This window comes from Pseudomonas sp. GW821-FHT02B10, from assembly GCF_059421865.1.
Genome location: NZ_JBWKVU010000006.1, coordinates 209674 through 226643 on the forward strand (window position 1 = coordinate 209674; position 16970 = coordinate 226643).

Genomic DNA, 16970 nt, shown 5'->3' on the forward strand with positions numbered 1-16970 from the left:
TGCCGACAATGCCAACACTGATTATTCCCTAGCTTAGCCTTTTGCCAGCAGCGGGTGAAAGCTTTGCCGGCCTCTTGTCGCCAGTTCGCTGCAAATGTTGTTCAGGGTGCTTCAGGAGTGAAAATGCCGGCCTTCTGAGGCCTCAACTCAGGTAGAATGCGCGCCCGGTTTTTGGAGAAGCTCATGACCCTGCTCAAATTCAGCGATGTGTCCCTTGCGTTCGGCGCTATGCCGTTGTTGGACAAGGTGTCCTGGCAGATCGCCCGTGGTGAGCGGGTGTGCATCATCGGCCGCAACGGCACCGGCAAATCCAGCATGCTGAAGCTGGTCAAGGGCGATCAGAAGCCCGACGACGGTTCCGTATGGCGCGCGCCCGGTCTGAAAATCGGCGAATTGCCGCAGGAATTGCCAGTGGCCGACGAGCGGACGGTGTTCGACGTGGTCGCCCAAGGCCTCGATGGCGTTGGCGAATTGCTGGCGCAGTATCACCACCTGAGCCAGAACATCGTCACCGATGCCGATCTGGAAAAGCTCATGCACGTCCAGCATGACCTCGAAGCCCGTGACGGCTGGCGCTTGCAGACCCTGGTGGACAGCACCCTGAGCCGCCTGCAGCTGCCGGCCGACAAGACCCTCGCCGAGTTGTCCGGTGGCTGGCGTCGTCGCGTCCTGCTGGCCCAGGCCCTGGTGTCCGAACCGGACCTGCTGCTGCTAGACGAACCGACCAACCACCTGGATATCGGCGCCATCGCCTGGCTGGAAGAAGCCCTGAAGGACTTCCAGGGCGCCGTCCTCTTTATTACTCACGACCGTTCCTTCCTGCAGAACCTGGCGACCCGGATTCTCGAGCTGGACCGTGGTGGGCTGATCGACTGGAATGGCGACTACGCCAGCTTCCTGGTGCACAAGGAGGCCGTGCTGGCGGCTGAGGAGACGGCCAACGCGCTGTTCGACAAGCGCCTGGCCCAGGAAGAAGTCTGGATTCGCCAGGGCATCAAGGCCCGCCGTACCCGTAACGAAGGCCGCGTGCGTGCCCTCAAGGCGCTGCGTGTCGAGCGCAGCGAGCGTCGCGAGCGTACCGGCAAGGCCAATATCCAGCTGGAAACCGCCGACAAGTCCGGCAAGCAGGTCATGGTGCTCGAAGACGTGAGCTTCGCTCATCCGGGCGGTCCGTTCCTGGTCAAGAATTTCTCCATGGTCCTGCAGCGCGGCGACCGTATCGGCCTGCTCGGCGCCAACGGTACCGGCAAGACCACGCTGCTCAAACTGATGCTGGGCGGCCTGGTGCCGAGCAGCGGCAAGGTCGAGGAGGGCACGCGTATCGACGTGGCCTACTTCGACCAACTGCGTCACCAGCTGGACCTGGAAAAGACCGTGATCGACAACGTCGCCGAAGGTCGCGACTTTATCGATATCGATGGCCAGAGCCGCCACGTGCTCAGCTACCTGGGGGATTTCCTGTTCAGCCCGCAGCGTGCCCGCACGCCGGTCAAGGCGCTGTCCGGTGGCGAGCGTGCTCGCTTGTTGCTGGCCAAGTTGTTCAGCAAACCGGCCAACCTGCTGGTGCTCGACGAACCGACCAACGACCTGGACGTGGAAACCCTCGAGCTGCTGGAAGAAGTGCTGCTGACCTTCCAGGGCACCGTGCTGATGGTCAGCCACGACCGGGCATTCCTCGATAACGTGGTGACCAGCACCCTGGTGTTCGAAGGCGAGGGCAAGGTTCGCGAATACGTCGGCGGTTATCAGGATTGGTTGCGCCAAGGCGGTTCGCCACGCCTGCTGGGCGTGACCGAGAACAAGTCGGGCAAGGCCGAGCTGAACTCGGCGGTGGTTGCGCCTGTGGCGGCGGCACCTGCCGCGGCACAGGAAGCGCCTGCGGCCAAGAAGAAGCTCAGCTACAAGTTGCAGCGCGAGCTCGAGGCGTTGCCTGGCCAGATCGAAGCCATGGAGCAGCAGATCGCCACCGTGGAAGCGGAAATGGCCGACGCTGGCTTCTATCAGCGTCCTGCGGCCGAGACTACGGCGGTCATCGCCCAGTTGGAACAGCTCAATGCTGAACTGGATGTGATGGTTGAGCGTTGGGCCGAGCTGGATGCCTGAGTGACCTGGCGGCAATAAAAAAGCCCGACATTCATGTCGGGCTTTTTGCAGGGCCGGTGCGGGCGGAGCATTCCGCCGGCGGGCTCAGCGTTTGACCAGGTGCACGGCCAGCACGTCGCAAGGGGCGCCGTGCAGCACGTCGTTGGCGGTCGAGCCCAGCAGCAGCGCCAGGCCGTGCCGGCCATGGCTGCCGACCACGATCAGGTCGCATTCCTGTTCCTTGGCCAGATGATGGATTTCCTGGCGTGGCTGGCCATAGGTCAGGTGGCTGTATTCCTTGGACAGCTCAGGGTATTTGGTGATGAGGCGATCGAGACGTTCCTTGGCCTGGTCGAACTGCTGCTGTTGCAATTGGGACAGGTCCATCGGTACGTCGCCGCCGAACGCCATGGCCATCGGCTCGACGATATGCACCAGGGACAATTTGGCGCTGTTGCTGACCGACAGCTCGCGAGCCCGGTGGATAACAGGATCGCACTCTTCGGTTAGATCTACGGCGACCAGAATATGGTGGTAGGGCATGAGGTGCTCCTCCTGAGGATTGCAATAGCTTCAAGTATGGCTGGTTTCAAGCGGATTGGTTCCGACCTGGATCAATCGGCTCATCAAGAATCGGGAGTACAGATATGACGGTCTGGATAGTGGTGTCAATCCTCGCGGTGGTGTTGAGCCCGCTGGCATGGCTGCGCCCGTCGCGCCGCCAGAGCGGGCAGATCGCCCTGCGCATGGAGGCGCGCCGCATGGGCCTGGGCATGCAACTGGCGCCTCAGGAGTGGCCGCACTGGATGGATCCGCAGCCTCCAAGCCCCTGTGCGCAATACCATCGGCCGCGGCGCGGCACACAACCGGCCTGCTGGGCCTACTGGCAAAGTGCGCCGGGCGTGTGGGTCAACCAATGGCGGGAAGCCTGTGCGGACCCGGCCTTGCTCGAGCACTTTCGCACGCTGCCGGCCAACGTGTTCAAGGTCGAGGCCGACCGGCAGATGATCGTCTTGTATTGGGGCGAACGTGGCGAAGCCAGTGTTTTGCAAGACATTGCCGCAGTGCTCAAGGCGCTGGCGTGAAGCATGGCCTGCGCTGCAATGGCACGGGTTATTGAAAGGCAGGCAATAAAAAGCCCGACAAGGTCGGGCTGGGTTGGCCAGGCAGGCCGGTAAATCCTTTCTGATCCCTGGTTCTGAGCGGCGGGGATGAGAGTTGTCGCTGATCTTACGCCTGGTTTTCGGCCAGGCATCCATATTTTTGCTCCAGGATTGTGCCAGCGTAGCCGCGAATCGGTTATGGGGGCGACGTATTAGGGCGACTTTTCTAAAGATTGATTCTATGAATGTCCTGAGATGAGCAGGCTTGTTGATGGTGCGTGCCCGTCTGGAATGACTAAGAAGTCGCGTTTCAAACAACCTTTTGGGCGATTGACAATTGTCGGATTTTGCCTGAATGTGGCGTACCCAAATCAAACGGGCGTATGAATTGAGCGTTTGTATTACCAGACGGCTCTTCCAGAATCCCGACTATCGCGTTGGCGGGTGTGCCTGGCGGATTGGCGTAGCATCGATGGAAACGTCGCTGCCGAGTCAGAAGTTAGCGTCCGACGTGTACTGTTCAGCTTCCATATCGTGGAGATCAGTTGATGATTTACGAAGGTAAAGCCATCACGGTTAAGGCTCTTGAAAGTGGCATCGTCGAATTGAATTTCGACCTCAAGGGTGAGTCCGTCAACAAGTTCAACCGTCTTACCCTGAACGAATTGCGTTCGGCCGTGGACGCCATCAAGGCAGATGCGTCGGTCAAGGGTGTGATCGTCAGCAGTGGCAAGGACGTCTTCATCGTCGGCGCCGACATCACCGAATTTGTCGACAACTTCAAGCTGCCGGATGCAGAGCTTGTCGCAGGCAACCTCGAAGCCAACAAGATTTTCAGCGATTTCGAAGACCTCAACGTTCCGACCGTTGCCGCGATCAATGGCATCGCGCTGGGCGGCGGTCTGGAAATGTGCCTGGCAGCTGACTATCGCGTCATGTCCTCCAGTGCCAAGATCGGCCTGCCGGAAGTCAAACTGGGCATCTACCCGGGCTTCGGCGGTACCGTTCGCCTGCCACGCATCATCGGTGCCGACAACGCCATCGAATGGATTGCCGCCGGCAAGGAAAACCGTGCTGAAGACGCACTGAAAGTCGGTGCGGTCGACGCTGTCGTCGCTCCGGAAAAACTGCATGAAGCGGCCCTGGCCACCGTCAAGCGCGCCATCTCCGGCGAGTTCGACTACAAGGCCAAGCGTCAGCCGAAGCTGGAAAAGCTCAAGCTCAACGCCATCGAACAGATGATGTCCTTCGAAACCGCCAAGGGTTTTGTCGCCGGCCAGGCTGGCCCGAACTACCCGGCGCCGGTCGAAGCCATCAAGACCATCCAGAAAGCCGCCAACTTCGGTCGTGACAAGGCGCTGGAAGTCGAGGCAACAGGCTTCGTCAAACTGGCCAAGACCTCTGCTGCGCAGAGCCTGATCGGCCTGTTCCTGAATGACCAGGAACTGAAGAAAAAGGCCAAGGCCTACGACGAAATCGCCCACGATGTGAAGCAGGCCGCCGTACTCGGTGCCGGCATCATGGGGGGCGGAATCGCCTACCAGTCGGCGTCCAAAGGCACGCCGATCCTGATGAAAGACATCAACGAACACGGTATCGAGCAAGGCCTGGCGGAAGCCGCCAAGCTGCTGGTCGGCCGTGTCGATAAAGGTCGCATGACCGCGGCGAAGATGGCCGAAGTGCTGAACGGCATTCGCCCAACGCTGTCCTACGGTGACTTCGGCCACGTCGACCTGGTGGTCGAGGCGGTCGTCGAGAACCCTAAGGTCAAGCAAGCGGTTCTGGCCGAAGTCGAAGACCAGGTCAAGGAGGACACCATCCTCGCTTCGAACACCTCGACCATTTCCATCAGCTTGCTGGCCAAAGCCCTCAAGCGTCCGGAGAATTTCGTCGGCATGCACTTCTTCAACCCGGTGCACATGATGCCGCTGGTCGAAGTCATCCGTGGCGAGAAGTCCAGCGAGCTGGCCGTGGCCACCACCGTTGCCTACGCCAAGAAAATGGGCAAGAACCCGATCGTGGTCAACGACTGCCCGGGCTTCCTGGTCAACCGCGTGCTGTTCCCGTACTTCGGCGGTTTCGCCAAGTTGGTCAGCGCCGGCGTGGACTTCGTGCGCATCGACAAGGTCATGGAAAAATTCGGCTGGCCGATGGGCCCGGCCTACCTGATGGACGTGGTCGGTATCGACACTGGCCACCACGGTCGTGACGTGATGGCCGAAGGTTTCCCGGATCGCATGAAAGACGATCGCCGTTCGGCTATCGATGTGCTCTACGAAGCCAAGCGCCTGGGCCAGAAGAACGGCAAGGGTTTCTACGCCTACGAGGCGGACAAGAAAGGCAAGCAGAAGAAAGTGGCCGACCCGTCGGTGCTGGAAGTGCTCAAGCCTATCGTGTACGAGCAGCGTGAAGTCACTGACGAGGATATCGTCAACTGGATGATGATCCCGCTGTGCCTGGAAACCGTTCGTTGCCTGGAAGACGGCATCGTCGAAACCGCGGCCGAAGCCGACATGGGCCTGGTGTACGGTATTGGTTTCCCTCCATTCCGTGGCGGTGCGCTGCGCTACATCGACTCGATCGGTGTTGCCCAGTTCGTTGCCCTGGCCGACCAGTACGCCGATCTGGGCGCGCTGTACCACCCAACCGCGAAGCTGCGCGAGATGGCCAAGAACGGCCAGAGCTTCTTCGGTTAAGCGCCCCCTACTAGAGCGAGAGTGAATATATGAGCTTGAATCCTAGAGACGTCGTGATTGTCGACTTCGGTCGTACTCCGATGGGCCGCTCCAAGGGCGGCATGCACCGCAATACCCGCGCCGAAGACATGTCGGCGCACCTGATCAGCAAATTGCTGGAACGCAACGCCAAGGTCGATCCGGCGGAAGTCGAAGACGTGATCTGGGGCTGTGTGAACCAGACCCTGGAGCAGGGCTGGAACATCGCACGCATGGCGTCGCTGATGACCCAGATCCCGCACACCTCGGCTGGCCAGACCGTCAGCCGTCTGTGTGGCTCGTCGATGAGCGCGCTGCACACCGCCGCCCAGGCGATCATGACCGGCAACGGTGACGTATTCGTGGTTGGCGGCGTCGAGCATATGGGCCACGTGAGCATGATGCACGGTGTCGACCCGAACCCGCACATGTCCCTGTACGCGGCGAAAGCCTCGGGCATGATGGGCCTGACTGCCGAGATGCTCGGCAAGATGCACGGCATTACCCGTGAGCAACAGGATGCCTTCGGCCTGCGCTCCCACCAACTCGCCCACAAGGCGACGGTGGAAGGCAAGTTCAAGGACGAAATCATCCCGATGCAGGGTTACGACGAGAACGGTTTCCTGAAACTGTTCGACTACGACGAGACCATTCGTCCCGAGACCACCCTGGAAAGCCTGGCGGCCCTCAAGCCGGCCTTCAATCCGAAGGGCGGCACCGTGACGGCCGGTACTTCGTCGCAGATCACCGACGGTGCTTCGTGCATGATCGTGATGTCGGCGCAGCGTGCCCAGGACCTGGGCATCCAGCCGCTGGCGGTGATCCGCTCGATGGCGGTGGCGGGTGTGGATCCGGCGATCATGGGCTATGGTCCAGTACCGGCCACGCAGAAAGCACTGAAGCGCGCGGGCCTGGGAATCACCGATATCGACTTCTTCGAACTCAACGAAGCTTTCGCGGCGCAGGCTCTGCCGGTGCTGAAAGATTTGAAAGTGCTCGACAAGATGAACGAGAAGGTTAACCTGCACGGCGGCGCGATCGCCCTGGGTCACCCATTCGGCTGTTCCGGTGCGCGTATCTCCGGCACCTTGCTCAATGTCATGAAGCAGAATGGCGGCACCTTTGGCGTGTCCACCATGTGCATTGGCCTTGGCCAGGGCATTGCCACTGTCTTCGAACGCGTTTAAGCGTTGCGTTGATGGAAGCCGGGGCCCAGTGCCCCGGTTTTTGTTTTTCTGAAGATTTATTATTTTTTATTTTGCACGAGGGCCAGAACATGCAATTACAACCCGGGCTCTATCAGCATTACAAGGGACCGCAGTACCGCGTTTTCAGCGTGGCGCGGCATTCCGAGACGGAAGAGGAAGTAGTGTTCTATCAAGCCCTGTATGGCGATTACGGCTTTTGGGTGCGCCCCTTGAGCATGTTCCTGGAGTCGGTCGAGGTTGACGGCGAGCAGGTGCCACGCTTTGCTTTGGTGCAGGCCGAACCCAGTCTTTTTTCGCAGCCTTAAGCTGAGGTCGCGCAGAACCCTGCGCTTGACCTCACCTTGTTGCCACTATATATAGCGGTGCCGCGTCAGGCGCCAACCGCCTCTCACTTCTCGAATTCAGGAATTTTCCGATCCATGGGCAAATCGCTGGTCATTGTGGAATCCCCGGCTAAGGCCAAGACCATCAACAAGTACTTGGGTAACCAATACGTGGTGAAGTCGAGTATCGGCCATATCCGAGACCTGCCCACCAGTGGTTCGGCGAGCGCCGCCAAAGAGCCTGCCGCCAAGCGTGGCAAGGCGGCTGCTGGTGAAGCACCGGCGCTGTCGGCCAAGGAGAAGGCGCGCAAGCAGCTGGTCTCGCGCATGGGAGTCGATCCGGACCACGGCTGGAAAGCCAAGTACGAGATCCTTCCAGGCAAGGAAAAAGTCATCGAAGAGCTGCGCCGGCTCGCCAAAGATGCTGACACCATCTATCTCGCAACGGACTTGGACCGCGAAGGGGAGGCCATTGCCTGGCACCTGCGGGAAGCCATTGGTGGGGATGACAGCCGCTACAAGCGCGTGGTGTTCAACGAAATCACCAAGAAGGCGATCCAGGAAGCCTTCTCCCAGCCGGGCGAGCTGGATATCGATCGGGTCAACGCTCAGCAGGCGCGTCGTTTCCTCGACCGCGTGGTGGGTTACATGGTTTCGCCGTTGCTGTGGGCGAAAATCGCCCGTGGCCTGTCTGCCGGTCGCGTGCAATCGGTGGCGGTGAAGCTGGTGGTGGAGCGTGAGCGCGAAATTCGTGCCTTCATCCCTGAAGAGTACTGGGAAGTTCATGCCGACCTAGGCACCGCCAAGGGCGCCAATGTGCGCTTCGAAGTGGCCCGGGAAAACGGCGAGGCCTTCAAGCCGCTGAACGAAGCCCAGGCCATGGCGGCGCTGGAGAAGCTCAAGGCGTCGACCTACACCATCGCCAAGCGCGAAGACAAACCGACCAGCAGCAAACCGTCGGCCCCGTTCATTACTTCCACCCTGCAACAGGCCGCGAGCAACCGCCTGGGCTTCGGGGTGAAGAAAACCATGATGATGGCCCAGCGTCTGTATGAAGCCGGCTACATCACCTATATGCGTACCGACTCGACCAACCTCTCGGCTGATGCCCTGACGATGGCGCGGACCTATATCGAAGAAGAGTTCGGCAACAAATACCTGCCGTCCTCGCCGAACTTCTACAGCAGCAAGGAAGGGGCCCAGGAGGCGCACGAAGCGATTCGTCCGTCCGACGTGAACACCCATCCAAGCAAGCTGTCGGGCATGGAGCGTGACGCCGAGCGCCTCTACGAGCTGATCTGGCGCCAGTTCGTGGCCTGCCAGATGCTGCCGGCGCAATACCTGTCGACCACCGTCAGCGTCGCCGCTGGTGGCTTCGAGCTGCGTGCCAAGGGCCGCATCCTCAAGTTCGACGGTTACACCCGGGTCATGCCGCAGATGAGCAAGCCGGGCGACGATGATGTCCTGCCGGACATGGCGCAGGGCGACGTGCTGAAACTGATCAAGCTCGACCCGAGCCAGCACTTCACCAAGCCGCCGGCGCGTTACTCCGAAGCCAGCCTGGTCAAGGAAATGGAAAAACGTGGCATCGGTCGTCCTTCGACCTACGCGGCGATCATTTCCACCATCCAGGACCGTGGTTACGTGGCGCTGCACAACCGTCGTTTCTATTCGGAAAAGATGGGCGACATCGTCACCGAGCGTCTGTCCGAGAGCTTCTCCAACCTGATGGACTACGGCTTCACCGCCGGTATGGAAGAGCACCTCGATGACGTGGCCCAGGGCGAGCGCGACTGGAAAAACGTCCTCGACGAGTTCTACGGTGACTTCAAGAAGAAGCTCGAAGTGGCCGAAGGCAGCGACAGCGGCATGCGCGCCAACCAGCCGGTGATGACCGATATCCCGTGCCTCACCTGTGGTCGTCCGATGCAGATTCGCACCGCGTCCACTGGTGTATTCCTCGGTTGTTCGGGTTATAGCCTGCCGCCGAAAGAACGCTGCAAGGCTACCGTCAACCTGGTGCCGGGCGATGAGATCGCCGCGGACGACGAGGGTGAATCCGAGTCGCTGGTACTGCGCGGCAAGCACCGTTGCCCGATCTGCAGCACGGCGATGGACGCCTATCTGCTGGACGAGAAACGCAAGCTGCACATCTGCGGTAACAACCCGGATTGCGCGGGCTATGAGATCGAAGAGGGCAGCTACCGCATCAAGGGCTACGAAGGTCCAAGCCTGGAATGCGACAAGTGCGGCAGCGAGATGCAGCTCAAGACCGGCCGTTTCGGCAAGTTCTTCGGGTGCACCAACCCGACCTGCAAGAACACCCGCAAGCTGCTCAAGAGCGGTGACGCGGCGCCACCGAAGATGGATCCGGTGAAGATGCCCGAGCTGAAATGCGAGAAGGTCAACGACACCTACATCCTGCGTGACGGGGCATCGGGTCTGTTCCTGGCGGCCAGCCAGTTCCCGAAAAACCGTGAAACCCGCGCACCGCTGGTGCTTGAGCTGATTCCGCACAAGGACGAGATCGATCCGAAGTATCACTTCCTCTGCGAAGCACCGAAGAAGGACCCGGACGGTCGCCCGGCGGTGATCCGCTATAGCCGCAAGACCAAGGAGCAGTACGTGCAGACCGAAGTCGACGGCAAGCCGACTGGTTGGCGCGCGTTCTACGACGGCGGTAGCTGGAAGGTCGAAGACAAGCGTTAAGGTCTGCATCGGGCGCTTCTGAAAAGGCCGCGTAAACCTCTCAAGGGTACGCGGCCTTTCTTTTGGGCTTGCGGTGGGCTGGAGTGTTCCATGACACTGTAAGGCCAGCCTGCTGTATCTATTCGTTGTGGAGATTGCCGTCATGGCCCACGAACTCTATACCCGTACCAACCAGAAAATTTATTTCGCCGGCCTGTCGCTGGAAGCCTTGGCGCGAGCCGAAGCGGGCGGGGCAATGAATGCTCAGGCGCTGGTGCAGGCGGGACGAGAGTCAGTGTTGTTTCACCTGTACGGTGCGCTGCTTGGCTTGTGCCATGAAATCGCCGGCTTCTATCGCCTCCCACAGGCCAATGCGCCCCGCGCGGAGCTGCTGCTGACCCGTGAGGTGCTGGAAAGCATCGCCATCCCCGAGCTGGCCGAGCTGGTGGAACTGGCCCATAACCCGGAGACCTGGCTGGCGAAGCTGCTGGCCGCCCATTCGGCGATGTTCCAGCCACCGCGGGTGCCGCATAAACCCAAGGGCGATGTCACCCAGCCGTTGATTGTCGCAGTGAACCTCGATGAAGAAGAGCAGGCACCGCAGCTGAGCCGGGAAGAGCTGGAGCAATGGCGTCAGAACCTCAAGGCTTTGGCGATTCGCTTCCGTGACGGCCTGAATGAGTGTTGAGCCGCCGCTAGCGGATATCTTCGAGTACGACCAATCATTCAAGGATGAGTAATGGCTTCAGCTACAGAGACGAATGCGCTGCCTGCGCTGTTCGATCGTGTCGATCGTCTGGCGGACGCGGCTGCTTCGTCCCGGGATTTGCTCAAGGCGGTGGAGCAGATTCGCGATTTTCCCGAACCTATTGTCCTTAGTCGTTCAGATCCCAATTCAAAAAAACTGGCCTGGTGCCTGTGCATTGTCGGAATACTGGTCTGGCCGTTGCTGATTCCCGGGATCTATCTGATGCGCCGGCGTGGCGCCAACCACTTCATTCATCCGGATGTGGTGAAGGCGCTATCGCAGAAGATCATTCGTAAAGCGGCTCTGCTCAGCGCTGGTGTAGGTGATGCGTCGGCTTCGGGGATTTTCACCCTGCCCGTGATGATGAATGAGTTTGCGCACTATCGTCGGGGTAACTATTCCCGTGAGCTCAAGAACACGCTGCTGGGCGTTTATAACGGTGCGGTGCACGATCTGCCTTACGCTTTCCACCATCTGCATTACGTCGATACGGAAACCTACGAAGTATCGGTTTCCGATGGCAAGGGCGGTTCTCGAAGGGAAACCAGAACCCGCTATGTTGGGTATGACCGCTATAGCCTGGTGTTCGATTTTCCCTGGACGGCCGAGGTTGCCGTTCGTGGTGACAAGCATCGAGCCATGGATCGCGAGCATCTCTACAAGACCACGACCCGGGAATTCAACTCTGCCTTCACCCTGACTGGCGCGACGGAGATGGCCTGCGCGACTTTCGCCACGCCGGTCACCGTGCTCAAGTTGCTGCAGATCGCCAAGGAGCTGAAAGACGTCAGTTTCGAGTTTTCCTCCCAGAGCCGCCTATGCGTGAGCTTCAACAATGATGATGTGGTCGGCATCGCTACCTCGGCGGTAAGTCTTGCGGAGCCGGTCGCCTTTCATGCCGGCTTGATGCAGGGGGCGACGATGCCGCGCCTGAGGCCGGTGCTGGAGCTGTTGCACCAGTTTGCCGAGTTGCATGACGACAATTTCAATCTACCGAAGAAAAGAACGCAGGATATGGAGCAGTAAATGATCATCCTTCTTACAGCGATACTGGTGGCCTGGCTCCTCTGGTACTACTACAACAAGATTGTCGGCGCAGGGAACCGTGCTCAGCGCGCATGGGCCGATGTGCTCGTGTATGAGCGGCAGAAGATCAAGGTGCTGGATGCCCTGGAGGAGCAGGCTTCCAGCTTCAAGATCTATGAAAGCAACGTGCTGGAAAAAGTGGTGGGCCTGCGTTCGGCCCTCGGAAGGTTGCCTGAGGCGGCCAGTGGCGAGGCGCTGAAGTCGACGCAGATGGCCACTAGGGAGCTGGTGGGTGGTCTGAACATGGCCTTTGAGGCCTATCCGGAACTCAAGGCGGCGGGAATCGTCAGTGGGTTGATGAAGGAAATCGTCGAACAGCAGGCGAACATTGCAGCCGCCGTTACGGTCTTCAACCGGACCGTAGAGGAGTTCAATAACTGCATCCAGATGTTCCCCAGTTCGATGGTCAACACGGTCATCAACAAGAAGCAGGCTATTACGCCGTTTTCCGATAAGGAAGCCGCCGCGAGTTTTGATTACAAGCCGAATTTCTGATGGCAAATGCCTGTTTGTAACGTCAGGCCAATAAAGAAAACCGTTTGGGCCCGCGCGAGGTCGGGGTGATGACTGATATAATCCCGGCCTTTCGTGGAGAACAGACCTTTATGCCAACGTCCTTTCTAGAAATTGTCGAATTGCCAGACGGTCGTATCGAGCTGCGCAGGGCCGAGGACGAGGGTTCTCTGGTCACTCTGGACTTTTCAGAGGATGCCAAAGCCTTCTTGCAAGGCCAGCATGTCGAGGTGGCCAAGGCCATGTTGAGCGTGGGTGTGCAGATGGCGGGTCGCCTGGTTGAAGGCGAATTGGAGAAAGAAGAGGGGCCACGGATTCTTCACTGAGTCCGTTTGTCGGTTTTTTTGCTGTCGTTCGTCGCCTCCTTTCGGCTTCTCAATCCTGGAGAAGCCTTGTGTCATTCAAGCGTGTCCATCGACGCTTCTAGCGGTCAGCCCAGACGAATATTCAGGCTTTGTGCGTCGCCCGTGCGGGCTGCGCTGATAAGTTGCTGACGGGCGCTGCTGTTCAACGGGTTGAGCCAGCTGACAACGGTGTGGCTGCGTCCCAGGCGCAGCGCCTCGCAAGCCAGTTGTTGCGCGCTTTGGGCGCCGCGCGGGTGCAGCAGCAGAATCCGTTCGCGGTTCAGGCCGGCATCCCGCAACCAGGCCTGGGTCAGGCTGGCCGGTGGAGCAATCAATGTCAGCCAGCGCGCATCCTGGTCCTGGCTCAGTTCCCTGAGGATGGACGCCAGCAGGCTCAGGCAGTTCCCGGCGGCACCGCGTAACGACAGTTCACTGAAGGCTTCCGGTTCGTTGCTCCAGGGCGATTCGACGACCTCTTTGAGGATAGGCGCCAGGGGTTGGGCCATGAACGCTTCGAACAGTGGCAGTTGTGCATGCTGTGGTGTGTGAGGGAACTGCATACAGCCTCCTTTAGCGGCGAATGACGCCGACACTCAAGCCTTCGATCACCAGGTCCTGATCTTTCAGGTTGACTTCGATAGGGGCGAACTCAGGGTTTTCAGCAATCAGCCAGACTTTGCTGCCTTCGCGCTTGAAGCGTTTCACGGTGACTTCGTCGCCAATGCGGGCGACGACGACCTGGCCGTTGCGGGCCTCGCGAGTGGTATGCACGGCCAGCAGGTCGCCATCGAAGATGCCGATGTCCTTCATGCTCATGCCGTGAACCCGCAGCAGGTAGTCGGCACGTGGATGGAAGAAGGCCGGATTGATGTTGCAGGACTCTTCGATGTGCTGTTCGGCGAGAATTGGAGCACCGGCGGCAACCCGGCCGATGATGGGCAGGCTGGAGTCGTCGGGCTTGGCTTCGAACCCCGGGATGCGAATGCCGCGGGAGGCGCCTGGAGTCATTTCGATCGCGCCCTTGCGGGCCAGCGCCTTGAGGTGTTCTTCAGCGGCGTTGGGCGACTTGAAACCCAGTTCCTGGGCGATTTCCGCGCGGGTCGGTGGGTAGCCGTTGTCTTCGAGGCAGCGTTTGATAAAAGCCAGAATCTCAGCTTGGCGTGGCGTCAGTTTTAGCATGTCGATCGCTCTGTCTTTTTATACAGTGACTGGAATTATATACAGTGAATGCCGCTTGGCAATCCTCCTTTTTCCAATCGCCGCTGGACGGTCGGGTCGCCACTGCGCATGCCTGGTGTCGCGTGGCTGGCTACAGGAAGCGGCAGGTATGATTAAATAGCTGACTGACCGGCCGCAAAACGGACAGGCAGGCTTGACAAGGCTGGGGCTGAAACGTATGTTTCAAACAAGTGTTTGTCAGGCGGAGTAGCCATGGCCCAGTCGGAAACCGTTGAACGCATTCTCGATGCTGCCGAGCAGTTGTTCGCGGAAAAAGGTTTTGCCGAAACCTCATTGCGGCTGATCACCAGCAAGGCCGGGGTCAACCTGGCGGCGGTGAATTATCATTTCGGTTCCAAGAAGGCCCTGATCCAGGCGGTGTTCTCGCGCTTCCTCGGGCCGTTCTGCGTCAGCCTCGACCGTGAGCTGGAGCGGCGTTCGGCCAAGCCGGACAGCAAGCCAAACCTCGAAGAGCTGCTGGAAATCCTCGTCGAGCAGGCCCTGGTGGTCCAGCCTCGCAGCGGCAACGACCTGTCCATTTTCATGCGCCTTCTGGGCCTGGCCTTCAGCCAGAGCCAGGGGCACCTGCGGCGTTACCTGGAAGACATGTACGGCAAGGTATTCCGCCGCTACATGCTGCTGGTCAACGAAGCCGCGCCGCGCATCCCGCCGATCGAACTGTTCTGGCGTGTGCACTTCATGCTGGGAGCGGCGGCTTTCAGCATGTCGGGGATCAAGGCCTTGCGTGCGATTGCCGAGACCGACTTCGGGGTCAATACCTCGATCGAGCAGGTAATGCGTCTGATGGTGCCGTTCCTCGCGGCCGGCATGCGCGCCGAAACCGGCGTCACCGACGATGCCATGGCCACGGCGCAGCTCAAGCCGCGCAGCAAATCGACTCCGGCGGTCGCCAAGGCCTGACCGTCCGGGTGGGCGCGGCAGCTTACATCCGCTAAGCTAGCCGCCCATGTCGACTCTCGTTTCCTACCTCTCTTCACACCTTTCGCCGATCGTCGCTTGCCGGGCCTTGCCGCCGGCAATGGACTCGTGCGTCCGCGCCACGCCAGCACTTTCTGCGATGCCGTGCGCGCACTTCGTTACTAAGGAATTGCTATGACCACAGGCCTGCAAGGCTCCTTGATGGTGGATGTCGCCGGTACCTGGCTGACGGCTGAAGATCGCCAACTCCTGCGCCAGCCCGAAGTGGGTGGGCTGATCATCTTTGCCCGCAATATCGAGCATCCGCGGCAGGTGCGTGAGCTGAGCGCGTCCATCCGGGCGATTCGACCGGACCTGCTGCTGGCGGTGGACCAGGAAGGCGGTCGCGTGCAACGCCTGCGCCAGGGCTTCGTGCGGCTGCCGGCCATGCGCGCCATCGCCGACAATCCGAATGCCGAGTACCTGGCCGAGCAGTGCGGCTGGATCATGGCCACCGAAGTGCTGGCCGTCGGCCTGGACCTGAGCTTCGCGCCGGTGCTGGACCTCGATCATCAGCGCAGCGCCGTGGTGGGCACCCGTTCCTTCGAGGGCGACCCCGAGCGCGCCGCCTTGCTGGCAGGCGCCTTTATCCGTGGCATGAACAGCGCCGGCATGGCGGCCACGGGCAAGCATTTTCCCGGGCACGGCTGGGCCGAGGCGGACTCCCATGTGGCGATCCCCAATGACGAGCGCAGCCTTGACGAGATTCGCGCCAAGGACCTGGTGCCTTTCGCGCGCCTGAGCAAGCAGCTGGCGGCGGTGATGCCGGCCCACGTCATCTACCCTCAGGTCGATGCCCAGCCAGCCGGGTTCTCCCGCCGTTGGTTGCAGGAGATCCTGCGTGGTGAATTGCAGTTCGACGGTGTCATCTTCAGTGACGACCTGTCGATGGCCGGTGCTCATGTGGTGGGCGATGCCGCGAGCCGGATCGAAGCGGCGCTGTCGGCCGGTTGCGACATGGGCCTGGTGTGCAACGACCGGGCGGCGGCCGAGCTGGCCCTGAGCGCGGCCCAGCGTCTGAAAGTGACGCCATCGGCGCGTATTGCGCGGATGCGTGGCCAGGCGTTCGCTTGCACCGACTACCGCCAGGATCCGCGTTGGCTGACGGCGCTCGGCGCCCTCAAAGATGCCCAACTGATCGATTAAGGGCTTTTGCGATGACGGTTTACGCGATTATCGGCGGTACCGGCCTGACCCGGCTCGAAGGCTTGAGCATTCACCAATCCTTGCCCCTGGATACGCCCTATGGCGCTCCGTCGGCGGATATCCAGAAGGGTGAATACGCCGGGCGCGAGGTGCTGTTTCTGGCGCGTCACGGTCATCCCCATCGCTTCCCGCCGCATCAGGTGAACTATCGGGCCAATCTCTGGGCGCTGAAGCAGGCTGGCGCCGAGGCGATTCTGGCGGTCAACGCGGTGGGTGGCATTCATCCGGCGATGGGCTCCGGGCATTTCTGCGTGCCGCATCAGCTGATCGACTACACCAGCGGTCGTGAGCACACCTATTTTGCCGACGACCTGGAGCAGGTCACCCACATCGACTTCAGCTATCCCTACAGCGAGTCGCTGCGCCAGCAATTGATTGCCGCGCTGGCCGCCGAAGGCTGCGAATTCAGCAGCCAGGGTGTGTACGCCTGCACCCAGGGCCCGCGCCTGGAAACCGTGGCGGAGATCGCCCGCCTGGAGCGTGACGGCTGCGACATCGTCGGCATGACCGGCATGCCGGAAGCGGCGCTGGCCCGGGAGTTGGAGTTGGATTACGCCTGCCTGGCGCTGGTGGTGAACCCGGCGGCAGGCAAGTCCGCGACGGTGATTACCATGGCCGAGATCGAGCAGGCGTTGCAGGACGGCATGGGCAAGGTGCAGGCGACGCTGGCGCGGGTCCTCGCGGCAAACCTGTAGCCGCTGCCGAAGGCTGCGACCGAGTGCGTAGCGCTCGCAAAACCTGAATCCACGGTATTTACGT

General features: G+C 60.5%; 16 protein-coding genes. 13 read left to right on the top strand and 3 right to left on the bottom strand.

Features of this window, described 5'->3' with window-relative positions; translation table 11 throughout:
• The first annotated feature begins 183 nt into the window (after positions 1 to 183).
• Entirely contained in the window at positions 184 to 2103 is a 1920-nt protein-coding gene (locus AC07VU_RS15920; protein ID WP_007921321.1) for an ATP-binding cassette domain-containing protein, read from the top strand.
• Between the two features lie 84 nt (positions 2104 to 2187).
• On the opposite strand, the gene AC07VU_RS15925 is transcribed toward AC07VU_RS15920, so the two are convergent.
• Positions 2188 to 2625, bottom strand: coding sequence for a universal stress protein (locus AC07VU_RS15925; protein WP_007921319.1), 438 nt, complete (start codon positions 2623 to 2625; stop codon positions 2188 to 2190).
• 104 nt (positions 2626 to 2729) lie between these two features.
• Between AC07VU_RS15925 and AC07VU_RS15930 the strand changes: the two genes are divergently transcribed.
• The 9 genes from AC07VU_RS15930 to AC07VU_RS15970 all read left to right on the top strand — a co-directional run bounded on the left by AC07VU_RS15930 (position 2730) and on the right by AC07VU_RS15970 (position 12791).
• Complete coding sequence (locus tag AC07VU_RS15930; protein ID WP_274306074.1) at positions 2730 to 3167, top strand: hypothetical protein; 438 nt, start codon at positions 2730 to 2732, stop codon at positions 3165 to 3167.
• 566 nt (positions 3168 to 3733) lie between these two features.
• Entirely contained in the window at positions 3734 to 5881 is a 2148-nt protein-coding gene (gene fadB / locus AC07VU_RS15935; RefSeq protein ID WP_274306075.1) for a fatty acid oxidation complex subunit alpha FadB, read from the top strand.
• A 29-nt stretch (positions 5882 to 5910) separates the two neighbouring features.
• The gene (gene fadA, locus AC07VU_RS15940; protein WP_053260302.1) at positions 5911 to 7086 is read left to right on the top strand and encodes an acetyl-CoA C-acyltransferase FadA; all 1176 of its coding nucleotides are present in this window, start codon (positions 5911 to 5913) and stop codon (positions 7084 to 7086) included.
• Positions 7087 to 7175: 89 nt separating this feature from the next.
• Positions 7176 to 7412 carry a DUF1653 domain-containing protein gene (locus AC07VU_RS15945; RefSeq protein WP_007921312.1) on the top strand — a complete coding sequence of 79 codons (237 nt, stop codon included), beginning with the start codon at positions 7176 to 7178 and terminating at the stop codon, positions 7410 to 7412.
• A 114-nt stretch (positions 7413 to 7526) separates the two neighbouring features.
• Positions 7527 to 10139, top strand: a complete 2613-nt coding sequence (gene topA / locus AC07VU_RS15950; RefSeq protein WP_007921310.1) for a type I DNA topoisomerase — start codon at positions 7527 to 7529, stop codon at positions 10137 to 10139.
• A gap of 142 nt (positions 10140 to 10281) precedes the next feature.
• A complete protein-coding gene (locus AC07VU_RS15955; protein WP_007921306.1) occupies positions 10282 to 10806 on the top strand; it encodes a DUF6586 family protein in 525 nt (174 codons plus the stop codon).
• Positions 10807 to 10857: 51 nt separating this feature from the next.
• Positions 10858 to 11892 carry a hypothetical protein gene (locus tag AC07VU_RS15960; RefSeq protein ID WP_274306077.1) on the top strand — a complete coding sequence of 345 codons (1035 nt, stop codon included), beginning with the start codon at positions 10858 to 10860 and terminating at the stop codon, positions 11890 to 11892.
• On the top strand, positions 11893 to 12447 hold the full coding sequence (locus tag AC07VU_RS15965) for a LemA family protein (protein ID WP_062823098.1): 555 nt from the start codon (positions 11893 to 11895) through the stop codon (positions 12445 to 12447).
• Positions 12448 to 12557: 110 nt separating this feature from the next.
• The gene (locus tag AC07VU_RS15970) at positions 12558 to 12791 is read left to right on the top strand and encodes a hypothetical protein (protein WP_009042980.1); all 234 of its coding nucleotides are present in this window, start codon (positions 12558 to 12560) and stop codon (positions 12789 to 12791) included.
• A 104-nt stretch (positions 12792 to 12895) separates the two neighbouring features.
• Here the strand turns inward: AC07VU_RS15970 and sulA are convergent, their stop codons facing one another.
• Both sulA and lexA read right to left on the bottom strand, forming a co-directional pair.
• Entirely contained in the window at positions 12896 to 13369 is a 474-nt protein-coding gene (gene sulA / locus AC07VU_RS15975; RefSeq protein ID WP_274306078.1) for an SOS-induced cell division inhibitor SulA, read from the bottom strand.
• Positions 13370 to 13379: 10 nt separating this feature from the next.
• Entirely contained in the window at positions 13380 to 13988 is a 609-nt protein-coding gene (gene lexA / locus AC07VU_RS15980) for a transcriptional repressor LexA (protein ID WP_007921301.1), read from the bottom strand.
• Between the two features lie 252 nt (positions 13989 to 14240).
• Between lexA and AC07VU_RS15985 the strand changes: the two genes are divergently transcribed.
• From AC07VU_RS15985 to AC07VU_RS15995, 3 genes are all read left to right on the top strand, one after another.
• Positions 14241 to 14948: a TetR/AcrR family transcriptional regulator gene (locus tag AC07VU_RS15985; protein ID WP_495030130.1), complete on the top strand. Its 708-nt coding sequence runs from the start codon at positions 14241 to 14243 to the stop codon at positions 14946 to 14948.
• Between the two features lie 204 nt (positions 14949 to 15152).
• Entirely contained in the window at positions 15153 to 16151 is a 999-nt protein-coding gene (nagZ, locus tag AC07VU_RS15990; protein WP_175534822.1) for a beta-N-acetylhexosaminidase, read from the top strand.
• A gap of 11 nt (positions 16152 to 16162) precedes the next feature.
• Positions 16163 to 16906, top strand: coding sequence for an S-methyl-5'-thioinosine phosphorylase (locus AC07VU_RS15995; RefSeq protein ID WP_274306079.1), 744 nt, complete (start codon positions 16163 to 16165; stop codon positions 16904 to 16906).
• Positions 16907 to 16970: the final 64 nt, after the last annotated feature.

What these genes read in the sequence shown, in the direction of transcription:
- AC07VU_RS15930 (WP_274306074.1), top strand. Translation starts at nt 2,730, where the DNA reads ATGACGGTCTGGATAGTGGTGTCAATCCTCGCGGTGGTGTTGAGCCCG.
- AC07VU_RS15920 (WP_007921321.1), top strand. Translation starts at nt 184, where the DNA reads ATGACCCTGCTCAAATTCAGCGATGTGTCCCTTGCGTTCGGCGCTATG.
- fadB (WP_274306075.1), top strand. Translation starts at nt 3,734, where the DNA reads ATGATTTACGAAGGTAAAGCCATCACGGTTAAGGCTCTTGAAAGTGGC.
- lexA (WP_007921301.1), bottom strand. Translation starts at nt 13,988, where the DNA reads ATGCTAAAACTGACGCCACGCCAAGCTGAGATTCTGGCTTTTATCAAA.
- AC07VU_RS15970 (WP_009042980.1), top strand. Translation starts at nt 12,558, where the DNA reads ATGCCAACGTCCTTTCTAGAAATTGTCGAATTGCCAGACGGTCGTATC.
- AC07VU_RS15985 (WP_495030130.1), top strand. Translation starts at nt 14,241, where the DNA reads ATGGCCCAGTCGGAAACCGTTGAACGCATTCTCGATGCTGCCGAGCAG.
- AC07VU_RS15965 (WP_062823098.1), top strand. Translation starts at nt 11,893, where the DNA reads ATGATCATCCTTCTTACAGCGATACTGGTGGCCTGGCTCCTCTGGTAC.
- sulA (WP_274306078.1), bottom strand. Translation starts at nt 13,369, where the DNA reads ATGCAGTTCCCTCACACACCACAGCATGCACAACTGCCACTGTTCGAA.
- AC07VU_RS15925 (WP_007921319.1), bottom strand. Translation starts at nt 2,625, where the DNA reads ATGCCCTACCACCATATTCTGGTCGCCGTAGATCTAACCGAAGAGTGC.
- AC07VU_RS15945 (WP_007921312.1), top strand. Translation starts at nt 7,176, where the DNA reads ATGCAATTACAACCCGGGCTCTATCAGCATTACAAGGGACCGCAGTAC.
- fadA (WP_053260302.1), top strand. Translation starts at nt 5,911, where the DNA reads ATGAGCTTGAATCCTAGAGACGTCGTGATTGTCGACTTCGGTCGTACT.
- AC07VU_RS15995 (WP_274306079.1), top strand. Translation starts at nt 16,163, where the DNA reads ATGACGGTTTACGCGATTATCGGCGGTACCGGCCTGACCCGGCTCGAA.
- AC07VU_RS15960 (WP_274306077.1), top strand. Translation starts at nt 10,858, where the DNA reads ATGGCTTCAGCTACAGAGACGAATGCGCTGCCTGCGCTGTTCGATCGT.
- AC07VU_RS15955 (WP_007921306.1), top strand. Translation starts at nt 10,282, where the DNA reads ATGGCCCACGAACTCTATACCCGTACCAACCAGAAAATTTATTTCGCC.
- topA (WP_007921310.1), top strand. Translation starts at nt 7,527, where the DNA reads ATGGGCAAATCGCTGGTCATTGTGGAATCCCCGGCTAAGGCCAAGACC.